The sequence below is a fragment of the Streptomyces sp. NPDC002643 genome (genome assembly GCF_053592555.1).
Genome location: NZ_JBSFVY010000004.1, coordinates 21,428 through 36,453 on the forward strand (window position 1 = coordinate 21,428; position 15,026 = coordinate 36,453).

General features: G+C 69.9%; 14 protein-coding genes and 1 pseudogene. 9 read left to right on the forward strand and 6 right to left on the reverse strand.

The features are described from left to right. Positions 1-41 precede the first annotated feature (41 nt). Entirely contained in the window at positions 42-1,286 is a 1,245-nt protein-coding gene (locus tag ACWD4G_RS07025; RefSeq protein ID WP_451291188.1) for an NAD(P)/FAD-dependent oxidoreductase, read from the reverse strand. A 104-nt stretch (positions 1,287-1,390) separates the two neighbouring features. Then, positions 1,391-2,440, reverse strand: a complete 1,050-nt coding sequence (locus ACWD4G_RS07030) for a proline racemase family protein (protein ID WP_451291189.1) — start codon at positions 2,438-2,440, stop codon at positions 1,391-1,393. A gap of 368 nt (positions 2,441-2,808) precedes the next feature. On the opposite strand from ACWD4G_RS07030, the gene ACWD4G_RS07035 reads away from it, so the two are divergent. The 6 genes from ACWD4G_RS07035 to ACWD4G_RS07060 all read left to right on the forward strand — a co-directional run bounded on the left by ACWD4G_RS07035 (position 2,809) and on the right by ACWD4G_RS07060 (position 7,897). Next, on the forward strand, positions 2,809-3,816 hold the full coding sequence (locus ACWD4G_RS07035) for a proline racemase family protein (RefSeq protein ID WP_451291190.1): 1,008 nt from the start codon (positions 2,809-2,811) through the stop codon (positions 3,814-3,816). Positions 3,817-3,938: 122 nt separating this feature from the next. Next, positions 3,939-4,811, forward strand: a complete 873-nt coding sequence (locus ACWD4G_RS07040; protein ID WP_451291191.1) for a transporter substrate-binding domain-containing protein — start codon at positions 3,939-3,941, stop codon at positions 4,809-4,811. Between the two features lie 34 nt (positions 4,812-4,845). Continuing rightward, entirely contained in the window at positions 4,846-5,658 is an 813-nt protein-coding gene (locus ACWD4G_RS07045) for an amino acid ABC transporter permease (protein ID WP_451291192.1), read from the forward strand. Between the two features lie 5 nt (positions 5,659-5,663). Beyond that, positions 5,664-6,536: an amino acid ABC transporter ATP-binding protein gene (locus ACWD4G_RS07050; RefSeq protein ID WP_451291193.1), complete on the forward strand. Its 873-nt coding sequence runs from the start codon at positions 5,664-5,666 to the stop codon at positions 6,534-6,536. Between the two features lie 169 nt (positions 6,537-6,705). Beyond that, positions 6,706-7,095, forward strand: coding sequence for a PPOX class F420-dependent oxidoreductase (locus ACWD4G_RS07055; RefSeq protein WP_451291194.1), 390 nt, complete (start codon positions 6,706-6,708; stop codon positions 7,093-7,095). 85 nt (positions 7,096-7,180) lie between these two features. After that, positions 7,181-7,897, forward strand: a complete 717-nt coding sequence (locus ACWD4G_RS07060; RefSeq protein ID WP_451291195.1) for a GntR family transcriptional regulator — start codon at positions 7,181-7,183, stop codon at positions 7,895-7,897. Between the two features lie 132 nt (positions 7,898-8,029). On the opposite strand, the pseudogene ACWD4G_RS07065 reads toward ACWD4G_RS07060, so the two are convergent. Next, positions 8,030-8,273, reverse strand: a pseudogene (locus ACWD4G_RS07065) (winged helix-turn-helix transcriptional regulator); the annotation flags it as partial. A 6-nt stretch (positions 8,274-8,279) separates the two neighbouring features. After that, the gene (locus ACWD4G_RS07070) at positions 8,280-8,792 is read right to left on the reverse strand and encodes a hypothetical protein (protein WP_451291196.1); all 513 of its coding nucleotides are present in this window, start codon (positions 8,790-8,792) and stop codon (positions 8,280-8,282) included. 142 nt (positions 8,793-8,934) lie between these two features. Between ACWD4G_RS07070 and ACWD4G_RS07075 the strand changes: the two genes are divergently transcribed. Together ACWD4G_RS07075 and ACWD4G_RS07080 are read left to right on the forward strand one after the other, a co-directional pair. Next, complete coding sequence (locus ACWD4G_RS07075) at positions 8,935-9,369, forward strand: hypothetical protein (RefSeq protein ID WP_451291197.1); 435 nt, start codon at positions 8,935-8,937, stop codon at positions 9,367-9,369. Between the two features lie 107 nt (positions 9,370-9,476). Beyond that, positions 9,477-9,731 carry a hypothetical protein gene (locus ACWD4G_RS07080; RefSeq protein ID WP_451291198.1) on the forward strand — a complete coding sequence of 85 codons (255 nt, stop codon included), beginning with the start codon at positions 9,477-9,479 and terminating at the stop codon, positions 9,729-9,731. Positions 9,732-9,844: 113 nt separating this feature from the next. On the opposite strand, the gene ACWD4G_RS07085 is transcribed toward ACWD4G_RS07080, so the two are convergent. Next, positions 9,845-10,096, reverse strand: coding sequence for a sigma-like protein (locus ACWD4G_RS07085; RefSeq protein WP_451291199.1), 252 nt, complete (start codon positions 10,094-10,096; stop codon positions 9,845-9,847). A gap of 229 nt (positions 10,097-10,325) precedes the next feature. Next, on the reverse strand, positions 10,326-13,403 hold the full coding sequence (locus ACWD4G_RS07090; RefSeq protein ID WP_451291200.1) for a BTAD domain-containing putative transcriptional regulator: 3,078 nt from the start codon (positions 13,401-13,403) through the stop codon (positions 10,326-10,328). 334 nt (positions 13,404-13,737) lie between these two features. Between ACWD4G_RS07090 and ACWD4G_RS07095 the strand changes: the two genes are divergently transcribed. Further along, positions 13,738-15,009 (forward strand): amidohydrolase family protein, encoded by a 1,272-nt coding sequence (locus ACWD4G_RS07095; protein WP_451291201.1) that lies wholly within the window; start codon positions 13,738-13,740, stop codon positions 15,007-15,009. Positions 15,010-15,026 lie beyond the last annotated feature (17 nt).

Sequence of the window (15,026 nt, forward strand, 5' to 3'; positions counted from 1 at the left end):
CCTGGTGTCGAGGGATGGGAGTGGGGTGGGAGCGGGGTGGCTCAGCGCCGGGTGAAACGGCCCGGCGAGAGCGGTTCGGCGACGGCGGGGACCCGCCGCCGGGTGATGGCCTCGGTGACGATCTCGGCGGTGGCCGGGGCGAGGGTGAGCCCGAGCATGCCGTGGCCCGAGGCGACGTAGACGTTGGGGAAGGGGCCGAGGCGGCCGATGACCGGAAGTCCGTCCGGGGTCATGGGGCGCAGCCCTGCCCAGGGGGCGGCCTCGCCCGGCGGGTTGTCCCAGCCGGTGAGGGAGTCGGCGGCCGCCTGCTTGATGGCGGCGATCCGACGGGGGTTGATCTTCTCCTCCAGCCCGCCGAACTCCATCGTGCCCGCCAGCCTCAGGAAGCCGTTCAGCGGGGTCACCGCGACGCGGGCGTCCTCCAGTGTGAGGGGGGTGCGCAGCGGTACCGGGGACGGGGAGTAGTCGACGCTGTAGCCCTTGCCCGGCCGGATCGGCAGCGGGACACCGAGCTGGGCGGCCATCCGGGCGGTCCACACCCCGCCGGTCAGCAGCAGGGTGTCACCGGTGTACTCGCCCTTGTCGGTGATCACACCGGTGACGGAGTCGCCCCGGCGCAGGAAGCGGCGTACGGGCGTGTGCTCGTGTACCTCGACACCGAGTTCCGTACACCGCTTGAGCAGGCCCTGGGTGAGGGAGCCCGGCTCGACCTGGCGGTCGTCCGGGAAGAACAGGCCGTGCTTGATACGGCTGTTGAGAACCGGTTCCTTGGCCTGTACGGCGTCTCCGTGCAGGTGTTCGGCGACCATGCCGAAGCTCTCGAAGATGTCGAGGGAGGCGAGCTGCTCCTCGTAGCGCTCACGTGTCTCGAAGGCCAGCAGGACGCCCGCCTTGTGCATCTCGAAGGCGATGCCGTCCCGGGTCCAGTCGTCGAGGAGGTCCATCGTGCCCTCGGCGAGGCGCAGGGTGGTCTCCAGGCCGGCGCGGAAGTCCCGGGCGGTGCAGTGCCGGGCCATCGTCAGCATGAACTTCACGAACGCCGGGTTGAGCGAGGGCCTGACGTACAGCGGGCTGTCCGGCTTCAGCATCCACTTCAGGGACTGCAGGATCACTCCCGGGGCGGGCACCGGGCCGCTCTCCGCCAGAGCGATCTTGGCGGCGTTGCCGTGCGAGGCGGCGGAGCCCGCGCGGCGGGCGTCCAGGACGACGACCTCGCAGCCGTCCTTGGCCAGACGGTAGGCGGCGGCAAGCCCGACGGCCCCAGCCCCCACAACGATGACGCGCATGGAGACGTGTACCTCCTTACAGGGCGCGAAGAGCGCCTATGAAGTCGCTGAACAGCGTGCATGGCGAAGAACGTCGCATGCGGACACCCGGAATGCCGGGCCGGTCAGACCTCGGGTTCCCACGGCCGCCCCACAACGAATCCGCTCTGGAACGGATCGGTCGGATCGAGGACCAGCTGGTTGAAGGAGGTGAGCCAGGCACGCCCGGAGATGCTCGGTACGACCGCGTCATAGGACCCGACCGTGGTGGTGGACTCGACCCGCGCGTCGAACCGACTGCCGATCAGCGACTCATGCCGGAAGAGTTGTCCCGGTTTCAGCAGGCCGTACGCGTGCAGGACGGCGAGGCGGGCGGAGGTACCGGTACCGCAGGGGGAGCGGTCGATGCGGCCCGGGGAGACGATGGTCGCGTTTCTGGAACGGATCATCTCCGTGCCGTCCTCGTCGCGTTCGTGCAGGAGCGGCCCGGTGAACACCGTGTTGGTGATGCCTGGGATCAGAGGGTTCTCCGGATGGCTCACCTCCAACTGGCGCACAGCGGCCTTCTTCAGTCGCTGCCCGAGGTCGCACAGCGCCGCCTCCTCGCTCACGTCGAGCTTGAAGCCGAGCGACTCCGCGTCCACGAGAACGTAGGTCATCCCCCCGTAGGCGATGTCCACCGTCACCCGGCCGACGCCGGGAACGTCCAGATCCGCGGACCGGTGGTAGACGAAGGCGGGTTGGTTCACCAGCTTCACCCGCCGCACCTTGCCGTCGGCACACTCGCACTCGACCGCGATCAGGCCGGCCGGGGACTCCAGCGTGAGGTGGGTGACCGGCTCGGTCATGGGCAGAATCCCGGTCTCCAGCAACACCGTGGCCACGCACATGGTGTTGGAGCCGGACATCACCGGGTACTCCGTCGACTCCAGGATGATGTATCCCATGTCGGCCCGCCGATCACCGGCCGGCAGTACGACGTTGGCGTTGTGCCACACCGCGCCGCGCGGCTCCTGAAGCAGCAGCTTGCGCAACTGGTCATAGTGCTCTTCGAAGTAGCGCATCTTGTCGAAGACGCTCTCGCCCGGTACCGGCCCGATCCCGCCGACGACGACCTTGCCGGACTCGCCCTCGGCGTGCGCATCCACCACGTTCAAGGTTCGGCTGAACCTCATGGGGCATTCCTTTCGCAACGACACCTGCGGATTGTCAAACAATCCATGGCGTGTCGGTGACGCTAGACATGACCGGGTGGGCCAGTCAATACCCCCGGGCAGATCGCTCCGACCGGCCTGGATCGCCGACGCGCACCGAGCGGAACGCGGGCGAACCGTTGGGGCGCTCAAAGGCACTCCTGTCATCACCTGCAACTCCCTCATGCCCGCATCAGTGTCCAGCTCTGCGCGACGCCGGTCGGGACGGAGTCGCCCGGGTGGCTCGCCCCGACCGAAACCGTCACCGTTCCGGCCATTGACACGACCGATTCTCGTTCCTAACCTTCCCCCAATCGTGCTGCCTGTCAGACAATATTTTGGTAGGGCCTATGAGAGCTCAACACCTCTTCCAGTGCGTCGACTCGCACACCGCAGGCAATCCCACCCGCACCGTCCTGTCGGGCGTTCCCCGCCTCAAGGGGAAGACGATGCTCGACAAGATGCGTGACCTGGAGCAGAACCACGACTGGGTCCGCACCTCACTGATGTTCGAACCGCGCGGTCACGCCGTCATGTCCGGTTGCGCGCTCGTCGAGCCCTGCGACCCGAGTGCCGATGTCGGCGTGCTGTACATCGAGGCCAGCGGGCATCTGCCCATGTGCGGCCACGACACGATCGGCCTGGCCACCGTGCTGGTGGAGACCGGCCAGGTCCCGGTCGTGGAACCGGAGACCCGCCTGCGCTTCGACACCCCGGCCGGGCTGGTCGACGTCGTGGTGGAGGTGTCCGACGGCCACGCCGGACTCGTACGGTTCCTGTCCCCGCCGTCCTTCCTCCTGCATGAGGGCGTCGAGGTCAGGGTCCCCGACCGCCCGCCCATCACCGTCGACATCGCCTACGGCGGCAACTTCTACGCGATCGCCGACGCCGACGCCCTCGGCCTGACGATCACCGCCGACGACACGGCCCCCGCCATCGCCCTCGCCCGCCGGCTGCTCCCGGCCGTCAACGAGGCGATCGACGTACGCCACCCCGTCCACCCGGAGATCGCCGGTGTCACCCACATCCAGTTCACCGCCCACTCCGACTCGCCCGAAGCGGACGGCCGGGTTCTGGTGATCATCCGTCCGGCCGGCGCGGACCGCTCCCCCTGCGGCACCGGCACCTCGGCCCGCGTGGCCGCGCTCGTGGCCCAGGGACGGCTGCCCATGGGCCGGCCGTTCACGCACCAGAGCATCACCGGCGGCACCTTCCGCGCTCGCGCCGTGGAAACGGCCCATGCCGGCGAGATCCCGGGTGTGCGCGTGGAGATCGCGGGCCGGGCCCACCTCACCGCGACCTCGACCCAGCTCCTCGATCCCGAAGACCCCCTGCGGCACGGATTCCTCGTCACCTGAAGCCCGCTCCCCCCACCGCCGTGCTCCCCCACCGCCGCGCCGTCGACCGCGTGCACCCCTCGTCCCCGGCGGATACGTATCCCCGCCCCGCGCCACCCACCCTCTAGCACTGGAGCACGACCATGGCCCTCACCAAGCAGAGCAGATACACCTTCTATGTGATCGGAGTCCTCATCCTGGCCTGGCTGGCCGGCTACTTCGGCGGAAAGGCCGGCTCGGACGGCGGCTCGTCGCAGACCGTCGCCGCTTCCGGCGACTCCGGCAAGGCGGCCTGGGTCGACAAGATCAAGAAGGCGGGCGTGCTGCGGATCGGATGCGCCGACGCCCCGCCCACCATCGTCGTCAAGGCGGACGGTACATGCACCGGGCCGGACCTCCTGCCGCTGGAGAAGTTCGCCGAGGGCATCGGCGTCGACGTCAAGACGGTGGCGACGACCTGGCAGAACATCGTCGCCGGACTCCAGGCCGACAAGTACGACGTCGCCGCCGACCTCGACCAGACGGTCGAGCGCAGCCTGGCGATCCGCTTCACGCACGGCTCCTGGTCCTACCCGGGCGTGTTCCTGGTCGAGCGCGACAGCGACTACACCAGCAGCAAGCAGATCCTCGACGCCGACAAGCCGATCGCGACCTCGCAGGGCACCGCGCTGGACGCGGCCCTCCAGCAGGCCGGGGCCAAGGAACTGCGCGTGGACACCTTCCAGAACGCCGCCTCCGGTGTGAAGGCGGGCCGGGCCATCGCGGTCTTCACCGACCTGGCCACCGCCGTCGACATGGCGACCAAGGACACGTCGATGGGCATCGTCGTCCCCGACCCGGCGATCTTCGTGCACCACGTGGCCTACGGCGTCCCCGCGGACATCGACGCCCGCTCCATGGACATCCTCAACGTCGCCGTCGACAACTCCGTGGCCAGCGGTGAGATCGCCCGCGCCTTCGCCGAGGCCGGCTACCGGGACGTGGACGCCCTGGGCGACCTGCAGATCAAGCCGTGACCCGGAACCGCCGTCCTTCCGGAGGTAGCCCGCGATGAATCCCGCGTATTCCGTGAACCTCGCCTACTCACCCGACTGGAGCGTCTGGGGGCCCGCCCTGCCCACCTTGCTGGACGGGCTGTGGCTGACCCTGGAGATCTCCACGATCGTCATCCTCGCCAGCGCCGTCCTCGGCTTCCCCCTCGCCGTGGCCCGCATGTCGAAGATCGAAGTCATCCGCTGGCCCGCGCAGTTCTACATCGAGGTGTTCCGCTGCACCCCCCTGCTGGTCCAGCTGCTGTGGGTGTTCTACGCCCTGCCGGCGCTCCTCGGCATCGACCTGCCCGGCAAACTCTCGATCATCATCGCGCTCACCGCGCACCTGACCGCGTTCATGTCGGAGACCTACCGGGCCGGCATGCAGGCCGTGCCCGTCGAGCAGGTCGAGGCCGCGCAGATGCTGCGGATGAACCGGTTGCAGATCCTGCGGCACATCATTGTGCCGCAGGCCTTCCGCCAGCAGATCCCGACGATCCTGTCCCTGAACGTGAGCATGTTCAAGGACACCTCGCTGGTCTCCGCGCTGGGCCTGGCGGACCTGACCTTCCAGGGCAACATCCTCTCCAGCCAGACCTACCGGCCCATGGAGGTCTTCACCCTGGTCGCCCTGCTCTACTTCGCGATCGCCTTCCCCGCGACCCTGTTCACCAGCTTCGTCGAGCGGCGCCTGCTCACCAACTCCTCGCGCGGTGCCCCGCCGCCCTCCTCGGGGCTGCGCGGCACCCTCGCCCGGCTGCGCCCCGGTTACCGGCCCCCCGCCCTGGCCAACCCCTCCCTCAAGACGCTGCTCAAGCCGGAAGGTGTCTGATCACGATGACAGAGACCAACCCGACCCTCGACAAGACACCTGCCGCCGACACCGACACCGACACCGGCACCGGCACCGACACCGGCACCGGCACCGGCACCGGCACCGGCACCGGCACCGGCACCGACACCGACGGTGCGTTCCTGCGCACGCGGGGGGTGAGCAAGGCCTTCCACGGCCGCCCCGTCCTCAAGGAGGCCGACTTCCGGATCGGCGCCGGCGAGATCGCCGTACTCATCGGCAAAAGCGGCTCCGGCAAGAGCACCCTCCTGCGGGTCATCGCCGGTCTGGAGGAGCCGGACGCCGGCGACATCGAGATCGCCGGCCAGACAGTCGTCCAGGACGGTGAGTACCAGGACGCATGGCAGGAACTGCGCGGACAGGTCGGAATGATCTTCCAGAGCTACACCCTGTGGCCCCATATGAACGTTCTGGAGAACCTCACCATCGCGCCTCGCCTCACGCTCGGCGAGTCCAGGTCCCAGCTGGTCGAGCGGGCCGAGCGGGCCCTGACCGAGGTGGGCATGGCCCATCACCTGCGCAGCCGCTGTACCCAGCTGTCCGGCGGTGAACGCCAACGGGTGGCCATCGCCCGGGCGTTGATGATGCGGCCACGGCTGCTGCTGTGCGACGAGATCACCTCCGCGCTCGACCCGCCGGTCGCGGCCGAGGTCCTCGGTGTGCTCACCAAGCTGAAGGAGGAAGAGGGCATCGCGTGCGGCATCGTCACCCACGACATGGCCTTCGCCTCCAAGGCCGCCGACCGCATCTGCTTCTTCGAGGACGGCCTGATCAAGGAGGACGTGCCGCCGGAGCAGGCCTTCGACGATCCGCAGACACCGGGACTGCGGGCCTTCATCGACGCCGTCCGCTTCTGAACGGCCTCCCCCGAACCGCAGCCCGCTCACCGCACCGGACCGTACCGGCTCCCGCTGCCCCGGTCCGAGCGGAGCTGCGTGCGGTGGCAGGCCCGAGCTCCCCCTTCGCGGCCTGCCCACCGTGCCTTTCCCCCCACCTGTCCCAGCCCCGCCTGAAAGGATCTCCGGTATGACCCTCCTCACCGAGTTCGCGCGCAAACTGGCCTCCGGACCGAACTTCGCGACGGTCGCCACCATCGGCAAGGACGGTCTGCCCCAGCAGACGGTGGTCTGGGTGAAGGCGACCGAGGACGGGGTGGCCTTCTCCACCGTCGAGGGCCGCGTCAAACACCTCAACCTGCTGCGCGATCCGCGAGCCAGCGTGCTGATCACCGACCGCGACGACGCCCATGTGTACGCCGTCGTGCGCGGAGCGGTCACCATCACCCGGGACGGCGGCCCGGAACTGATCGACGAGCTCTCCCGCAAGTACGAGAGCCGCCCCTGGCAGGAGACGGCGACAACCCCGAGGGTGGTCGTGACGGTCCGTGCCGAGCGCGTCACCGCATACGGTGCATGACGACTGCCTCGGCGGTGAGCAGACCGGCTCCTCGTAGGAGTACCACAGTGCTCTACGATGTGGTCTGACAATCTGCGGAGGATCAATGAGCGAGCACGCCCCTCAAACGGCCACCGGCCCCCGGGCGGTCAACAACCAGACCCGCCGGGACGCCGTCGTCAACGAGCTGCGGCGTTCCATCCTGGCCGGTGAGCTGGAGGCCGGGCAGCGGCTGCGGGAGGTCCAGATCGCCCAGCAGATGGGGGTCAGCCGACCGACGCTCCGCGAGGCCGTCTTTCAGCTGATTCATGAGGGCCTGCTGGAGCAGCAGCCGTACCGCGGGGTCGTGGTCACCACGATCGACGAGAAGTTCATCAAGGACGTGGCCGCGGTCCGTGTCGCCCTGGAACAGCTGGCCGCCCGCGCCCTGGCCGACGACCCCGACGGCTCCCGCAAGGCCATGCTCCGCGCGAGCTGGGAGGAGTACAGGGCCGCGCACGCCTCCCGGGACGCGGATCGCCTCCATCAGGCCCACATCAACCTGCACCGGACGATCTGGACCGCCTCGGAAAACTCCATGCTCGAACGGCTGTGGCCCACCGTCGAGGCCCAGATCAACATCGCCATCACGGTGGACGAGAGCACCCGCTCCGATCCCGAGCGCGCCCTGCACGTCCACGAACGAATGATCGACGCGATCCTCGACGGCGACCACAGGCTCATCGACGTGGAGGTCGAGCGGCACACGGCCTGGAGCGCCGCGGAACTCATCGACATGCTCGCGGAGCGGCGCAGGAGCGGCACGAAGTCGAACACCGCGTAAGAGCTCGCAGATCACCGGCGACGGGATCGGCAGCGCGCATTCGTCCACCGGGCTCGGCCGTCGCCATCGCGTCGAGCCGCCCGGCCACGACGGCCTCGATGAGGGACGGGGGCGCCAGGGCAGGGCCGAGGGCTACCGGGCCGGGCTCCTGTCGTAGTCCTGCCTGGCCTGCTCGACCTTGTCCAGGTCGCTGGTCGCCCACTCGGCGAGGTGTCCGAAGAGCGGGGCGAGGCCGCGGCTCAGTTCGCTGATCTCGTACTCGACTCCTGGGGGCCTCCAGGTAGTACGCGCGCACGACCAGGCCGTCGCGCTCCAGTTGCCGAAGCCGCAGGGTCGACACCTTCGGGGTGATCGAGCCGATACGTCGCTCCAACTCGAACGGTCAGCGCGCGATGTCGTCCTGGTCGGCGAAGTACACGGACGTCGTCGTACCGGAGACCACGTCGAGGAGGAACCGGCCGCACGACACCGGATGGGCCTCCCAGAGAGGGCCGCGCCCCTCGTTGAGGATGACGGTCCAGTCGTCCGGGGCCACCCCGGGCCGGACCAGCCAGTACAGGACGTGCCCCGCGCCCTCCACGTAGCCCCACGGCACCAGCCGGACCCCGTCGTCGAGGAGTTCCGACGGCTTGGCCTCGCCGCCCTCCCAGAGGTCGGTGAGGATCTCCTCGCGCTCCACGGTCTGGGCGAGCAGGTCGTACATGGCGTCCGGGCAGTCCGGCGTCAACAGCAAGATGCTCTCCGCGAAGATGACACGGCCGTACGTGTCGACGAGCCGCTTGTAGTCGGCCGGGAGGGCGAGGCCCAACTTTCCTTCCACGACCGACCAGTTGGTGGTGCGGCCGCCGTCGGAGGGAGGCGGACACAGGGCTGTCAGCTCTTCGAGGATCTGCATGCGCACACGGTAAACGGCGAGTTCCACGAAATGTTCACCCGGTGGGTCCGGGGATCTTCGCGCGCGGATGATCGGCTGTTTCGGCCCGCAGGGCGTGACCTTCGAGAAACACGGCAGAGAAACACAGAAACGGGAGAGAAACATGCGGAACAAGGCGCGGTTCCTCGTGGCGGCCACCGCCGCCACGGCGATCATGGGGCTGTCGGTGCCCGGGGCCACGGCGGTGTCGTCGTCCCCCGCGCAGGCGTCCCAGGCGGCGAGCGCGAAGGCCTCCAAGTGGGCCTGCACGGGCAAGAAGCTGCGGCGCTGCATCATCAAGGTCGCCGAGAACAAGGTCAAGGTCAGCTTCACCAACAAGACCGGCAAGGCCGTCAGGGGCCCCTACGGTGTGGTCTGCCTCGGCGAGGGCGGGCAGAAGTTCGTCGAACTGCGCAAGAGCAGCCTCGGCGCCCACAAGAGCTGGATGTCCAAGGTGTACACCTGCAAGCCCAAGAGGCTCAGCGACGGCGCCCGTGGCTTCCAGGACACCAATGACCCCGTCAACGGGATGAACTTCACCCCCACCATCTACATCTGACCCCCACAACCGGCCGCCGCCGCTCGCTGGTTGAACCGATCCGGGCAGAGAACACCCGTAGGACGCGCAACGGCGAGAGGGGACGCAAGCGCGCGACCGTGATGGACGTGGTGCGGGATGTCGTGGACCAACGGGCCCCGGAAGAACGCCCGTTGGTCGACGATCTGGCGGGACTGGACTACGGGCTCGTCATACAGCGGGTGCGACGGACGAGCGACGGAAGGGGCACGGACCCCCTCGGCTTCGGCCGGATGCTCATGCGACTCACCGAGGCCGTCCAACAGGCCGAGGTGACACTGACGCCCCTGACGGAGCGCGTCTCCGCCGCGACCGAGAGGTGGCCGCAATGGGTGGGCAACTGATCGGGGTCGAGTGGAACGGCGACCCGACAACCAGCCCTTGGGCATGACTCGGCCGCGGTGGCTCCCCCTCCGCGCCACCGCGGCCGATCCCCGTCGGGAAGAAGGTCTGTGGGTTACTTGCCGCCGTCGAGGTCGAGGGCGGGCGGGGCCGGCATGGCGTTCTCCATGGTGCGGATGTCGGCCGGCGGGGCCGGCATGGCGTTCTCCATCGTGGTGATGGTCTCGTCGGCGGGCGGCGTTGGCATGGCGTTCTCGGCCGTGGCGGCGGTCGTGGCCGTCGCGGTCGTCGCGTCCGCCGCGTCCTGCGCGTCCGTCGTGGGCTTCGGCTTCGCGGCGGTGTCCTTGGCCTGCTGCTGGTCGCTCATGTGCTCGCGTCCTCTGCTCTGGTGACTGCTGTCTGACTAGTGAGCAACGCCCGCCCGGGAACTCCCCCGAGGGCCACCGGACGGGCGTACGGAGCCGCACGATAGTCGGATGCGCTCCAGGTCAGACCGTCTGCTCCCCCGCAAGACGGTGTGACGGGTACGAGAGTGCACGAGAGAGATAAACGAACGCTGAACGACGTTCAGCGGGGTTGGCACCCGCCCTCCCCTGTCACGCCGCCCGAGGTGTCGCGAGCAGTGCGCGTACCTCGTCGGCCTCCGGCGCCCCCGTCTGCTCGTACAGGGCGAGCGCGTCGCGCCAGCACGCCCTGGCCCGGTCGGCCTGGCCCAGCGCCCCGAGGGCGCGGCCCAGGAGGATGAGGACGTTGCCCCGCATCCGGTCCCCTCCGATACAGCCCAGCGCGAGGGCCTGTTCGGCGTGCTGCGCGGCTCTGGCCGGGCGTCCGGCGGCCAGGTGCACCTCGGCGACACGGAAGTTGGTCACACCTTCCCAGAGCCGCTGCCGATGGTCGGCGAAGATGCCCAGCGCGTGCCCGAACTCGCCGAGCGCCTCCGCGTGCCGGCCCGCCCGGGTGAGGGCGACGCCCAGCGCGAAGTGACCGTTGCCGAGGCGTACGGTCCGGCCCAGTTCGCGGTGTACGGCGAGGCCGCGCCGTGCGATCTCCACGGCCTTGGTGATGTTGCCCATGCCCAGGTGGGCGCGGGAGAGATTGCCCAGGGCGGTGGCCTCGACGGGACGGTTCCCGGCCTCCCGGCAGCCCTGGATGGCCTGCTCGAAGAACGGCTTGCCCTCGTCGTACCGGCCCTGATGCAGACAGATGAGCCCCAGGCTGTTGGCCATCCAGCTGACGGCGGTGGTGTCCCCGGCGGACCTCGCGCACTCCATCGCGAGCCGCGCCTGTTCCTCCGCCTGCTGGATGCGCCCGGAGAACAGCAGCACATCGGTGAGGGCGGTCCGCGACCTGCCCTCAGCCCAGGCGTCACCGTCCGCCAAGGCGTGTCCGTCCGCCCAGGCGTTCCCGGCTGCCGGCGTGCCCCCACCCACCGACGAACCCCCACCCACCCGAGTCGCCTCGCACATCGCTCGCGCTGTCGTCTCGTACTGGTGGGAGTTCGCGCCGGATTCGGACAGGTCCTTGGCTGCCAGCAGGAGGTCGACGCCGCCGCGCATGCGGCGGGTGCCCGCCGCCTGGCGTACGCAGGCCAGCAGGCAGGACGCCTCCGTGTACAGCCAGTCCAGTGCCGCCGAGCCCTCGGTGAAGCGCAGCCCCGGGTAGCGGGTCGGCTCCAGGTGGTCCACCAACCGGTCGCCGGGCCGCTCGATGGCGTACACCCCGGCCGCCGTCGCCAGATAGAAGTCCAGCAACCGCGACAGCGCCGACTCCGCCTCGCTCGGCGGCTGTTCGTCGCGTTCGGCACATGCACGCGCGTAGAGCCGTACGAGATCGTGGAAGCGGTAGCGGCCGTGCGCCGCCGACTCCAGCAGCGACGTGTCCACCAGGGACTCCAACAGGTCCTCGGTGTCGTCGGCCGGCAGGTCCAGTACGGCCGCGGCCGCCGCCAGGGAGATGTCGGGGCCGTCCGCGAGCCCGAGCAGCCGGAACGCCCGCGCCTGCGCCGGCTCCAGCTGGCCGTAGCCGAGCTCGAAGGTCGCCTTCACCGCCAGGTCGCCCGCCTGGAGTTCGTCCAGCCGTCGCCGCTCGTCGGCGAGTTTGGCGGCGAGGACGGAGACCGTCCAGGTGCGGCGGGCGGCCAGCCGCGACGCGGCGATCCGGATCGCGAGGGGGAGGAAGCCGCAGGCCGCGACGACGTCGAGCGCGGCCTCGCGTTCGGCCGCGACCCGTTCCCGGCCGACGATCCTCGTGAACAGCTGCAGCGCCTCGTCCGGAGACATCACATCCAGGTCGACGAGATGGGCCCCGGCCAGGTCGACCATGCGGATACGGGCCGTGACCAGCGCCGCGCAGCCCGCCGTACCCGGCAGCAGGGGGCGCACCTGGGCGGCGTCGCGCGCGTTGTCCAGCAGCACGAGGACCCGGCGGCCGTCCAGCACCGACCGGTACAGCGCGGCCCGCTCCTCCAGCGAGTCCGGAATCGAGGCGTCCGGCGTGCCCAGGGCCCGCAGGAACGCGCCGAGGACCGTCTCCGGCTCGGCGGGTCTCGCCCCCGCACCCTGGAGGTCGACGTACAACTGCCCGTCCGGGAAGGCCGAACGCGCCTGATGGGCCACATGCACCGCGAGGGTCGTCTTGCCGACGCCCCCGATGCCCGCCAGCGCCGACACGGCCATCACCTGGCCCTCGCCCCCGGACGCCGCCGACAGCACCTCGCTCAGCTCGGCCACGAAAGAGGACCGTCCGGTGAAGTCGGGGACGGTGGCGGGGAGTTGGGCGGGGCGCACGGGGGCGGCGGCCGGCTCGGGGGAGAGGGGGGCGGAGGGTTCGGCGAGGCCGGGGTCGGCCCGCAGAATCCTCTGCTGCAACTCCCGCAGCCCCGGCCGGGGATCGACCCCCAGCTCGTCGGCGAGCAGCCGGCGGGTGTCCGCGTACACCGCCAGCGCCTCCGCCTGACGCCCGCTGCGGTAGAGGGCGAGCATGAGCAGCTCCCGCAGCCGCTCCCGCAGGGGGTGCGCGGCCGTGAGCGCCGTGAGTTCCGAGACGGCCTCCGCGTGACAGCCCTGCTCCAGGTCCATGTCCAGCCGGGTCTCGACGAGTTGCAGTCGCCATTCGTCCAGCCGGGCGCGCTGGGTCTCCGCGTACGGCCCTGGAACGCTCGCCAGGACCTCGCCGTCCCACAGCCCGAGCGCCTTGTTCAGCAGAGCGCGGGCATGGCACAGATCACCGGAGTTCTTGGCCTTCTCCGCGTCGGACGCCAACTCCTGGGCGACCGCGAGATCGAGCGCGCCCCTCGACAGCGCCCGCACCGCGTACCCGCCGGACTCGCTCACCAGCACATCGGCGGAGAGCGCCTTCCGCAGCCGCGAGGCGTACGTCCGTACGGCGGCCAGCGCCTGCGAGGGCGGATCGTCGCCCCACAGCGCGTCGATCAGCTCGCTCGCCGTGGCCGTGCGGCCCTCGCGCAGCAACAGGGCGGCGAGCAGGGCGCGTTGCTGTGGCGAACCGGTCTGCAAAGGCTCGCCGTCGCGCCAGGCCCGTACCGGTCCGAGCACGCTGAAGCGCAGCTCGGCGGTGACTCGGGGGTCCCGAACCGGAGTCCGTCCGTCCCCGGGACCCCGCTGCTCCGGCACCCTCGGCGCATCGGCCTCCGGCACTCGCGATTCACCACCCATCGACGCCCCCCAAGGCTTCCTGACAACCAGGCCAGTTTGCCTTGTTCATGGCAGATACGTCAGCCGCGCGAGACTCCCGTCACAGGTAGCCGCACGGGATATCACCGGGCCCACACATTCTTTTCGCCCTTCGACGACGGTGTGTGGGGGCGGCCGTTGGCGGTGGGGGGCGGGCGGCTGTCGGGGGTGCGGGGCGCGGGTGGCCGTCGGGTGGGGCGGGCGGATGGTCGTCGGCGGAACGTGCGTGTGGCCGTTCGGCGGAGCCTGCGGGGCGGCCGGCTCGTGGTGCCCCGGCTAGCTGACGGAGCGTCAGATCGGCGCTACCGTGGCGGACATGGACACCATGGAGACGAGCGCCACGGAAACCGGTACCCCTGAGGCCCCCACCTTCCCGAAGATCATCTCCGTCGACGACCACACGGTGGAGCCCCCGAACGTCTGGCAGGACCGCCTCCCGAAGAAGTACCTGGACATCGGCCCCCGCATAGTCCGCGCCCCGCTGAAGGAGATGACGTTCCTCGGCGGCCGTTTCAAGCCGGTCATGGGCGCCCCCGGCGACGACGGCCCGATCGGCGACTGGTGGGTCTACGAGGACCTGCACCGCCCCCTGACCCGCCTCGACACGGCGGTCGGCTACAGCAGGGACGAGATCAAGCTGGAGATCATCACGTACGAGCAGATGCGCCCCGGCTCGTACGACGTCCCGCAGCGTCTCGCGGACATGGACGTCAACCACGTCCAGTCGGCCCTCTGCTTCCCGACGTTCCCGCGCTTCTGCGGCCAGACGTTCACGGAGGCGGCGGACCACGAGCTGGGGCTGCTCGGGGTGCGGGCGTACAACGACTGGATGGTGGAGGAGTGGTGCGGGCCGGAGGCGGAGGGCCGCCTCATCCCGCTCACCCTGATCCCCCTCTGGGACGCGGAACTGGCGGCGGCGGAGGTCCGCAGGAACGCGGAGCGCGGCGTCCGGGCGGTCGCGTTCTCCGAGATCCCCCCGCACCTCGGTCTCCCCTCCGTCCACACCGACGACTGGGACCCCTTCTTCGCGGCCTGCGACGAGACGGGAACGGTCGTGGCCATGCACATCGGCTCGTCCAGCCGTATGCCGTCCACATCGGCCGACGCCCCGCCGGCCGTCGGCTCCACCATCACCTTCGCCAACTGCTGCTTCTCGATGGTCGACTGGCTGATGAGCGGCAAGTTCGAACGCTTCCCGAACCTCAAGGTGATGTACGCCGAGAGCCAGATCGGCTGGATTCCGTACATCCTGGAGCGCGCGGACGTGGTGTGGGAGGAGAACCGGGGCTGGGGCGGAGTGGCGGACAAGGTCCACCGCCCGCCGTCCGAACTCTTCGCCGACCATGTCTACGGCTGCTTCTTCGACGACGCCTTCGGGCTGCGCAACCTGGACGCGATCGGCGTCGGCAACGTCCTGTACGAGACCGACTACCCCCACTCCGACTCGACCTGGCCGAAGTCGAGGGAGGTGGGCGAGGCGCAGATGGGCCACCTGGACCCGGAGGTGGTGGACCGGATCGTCCGCCGGAACGCGATCGAGTTGCTGGGGCTGACGGACGAGGGGCTTTGGCCGGGTCCGGGGGCGTGAGCGCTTGATCCCAGCCG

Coding starts and splice junctions, on each gene's coding strand:
- ACWD4G_RS07025 (WP_451291188.1), bottom strand. CDS start 1,286: ATGCGCGTCATCGTTGTGGGGGCTGGGGCCGTCGGGCTTGCCGCCGCC.
- ACWD4G_RS07030 (WP_451291189.1), bottom strand. CDS start 2,440: ATGAGGTTCAGCCGAACCTTGAACGTGGTGGATGCGCACGCCGAGGGC.
- ACWD4G_RS07035 (WP_451291190.1), top strand. CDS start 2,809: ATGAGAGCTCAACACCTCTTCCAGTGCGTCGACTCGCACACCGCAGGC.
- ACWD4G_RS07040 (WP_451291191.1), top strand. CDS start 3,939: ATGGCCCTCACCAAGCAGAGCAGATACACCTTCTATGTGATCGGAGTC.
- ACWD4G_RS07045 (WP_451291192.1), top strand. CDS start 4,846: ATGAATCCCGCGTATTCCGTGAACCTCGCCTACTCACCCGACTGGAGC.
- ACWD4G_RS07050 (WP_451291193.1), top strand. CDS start 5,664: ATGACAGAGACCAACCCGACCCTCGACAAGACACCTGCCGCCGACACC.
- ACWD4G_RS07055 (WP_451291194.1), top strand. CDS start 6,706: ATGACCCTCCTCACCGAGTTCGCGCGCAAACTGGCCTCCGGACCGAAC.
- ACWD4G_RS07060 (WP_451291195.1), top strand. CDS start 7,181: ATGAGCGAGCACGCCCCTCAAACGGCCACCGGCCCCCGGGCGGTCAAC.
- ACWD4G_RS07070 (WP_451291196.1), bottom strand. CDS start 8,792: ATGCAGATCCTCGAAGAGCTGACAGCCCTGTGTCCGCCTCCCTCCGAC.
- ACWD4G_RS07075 (WP_451291197.1), top strand. CDS start 8,935: ATGCGGAACAAGGCGCGGTTCCTCGTGGCGGCCACCGCCGCCACGGCG.
- ACWD4G_RS07085 (WP_451291199.1), bottom strand. CDS start 10,096: ATGAGCGACCAGCAGCAGGCCAAGGACACCGCCGCGAAGCCGAAGCCC.
- ACWD4G_RS07090 (WP_451291200.1), bottom strand. CDS start 13,403: ATGGGTGGTGAATCGCGAGTGCCGGAGGCCGATGCGCCGAGGGTGCCG.
- ACWD4G_RS07095 (WP_451291201.1), top strand. CDS start 13,738: ATGGACACCATGGAGACGAGCGCCACGGAAACCGGTACCCCTGAGGCC.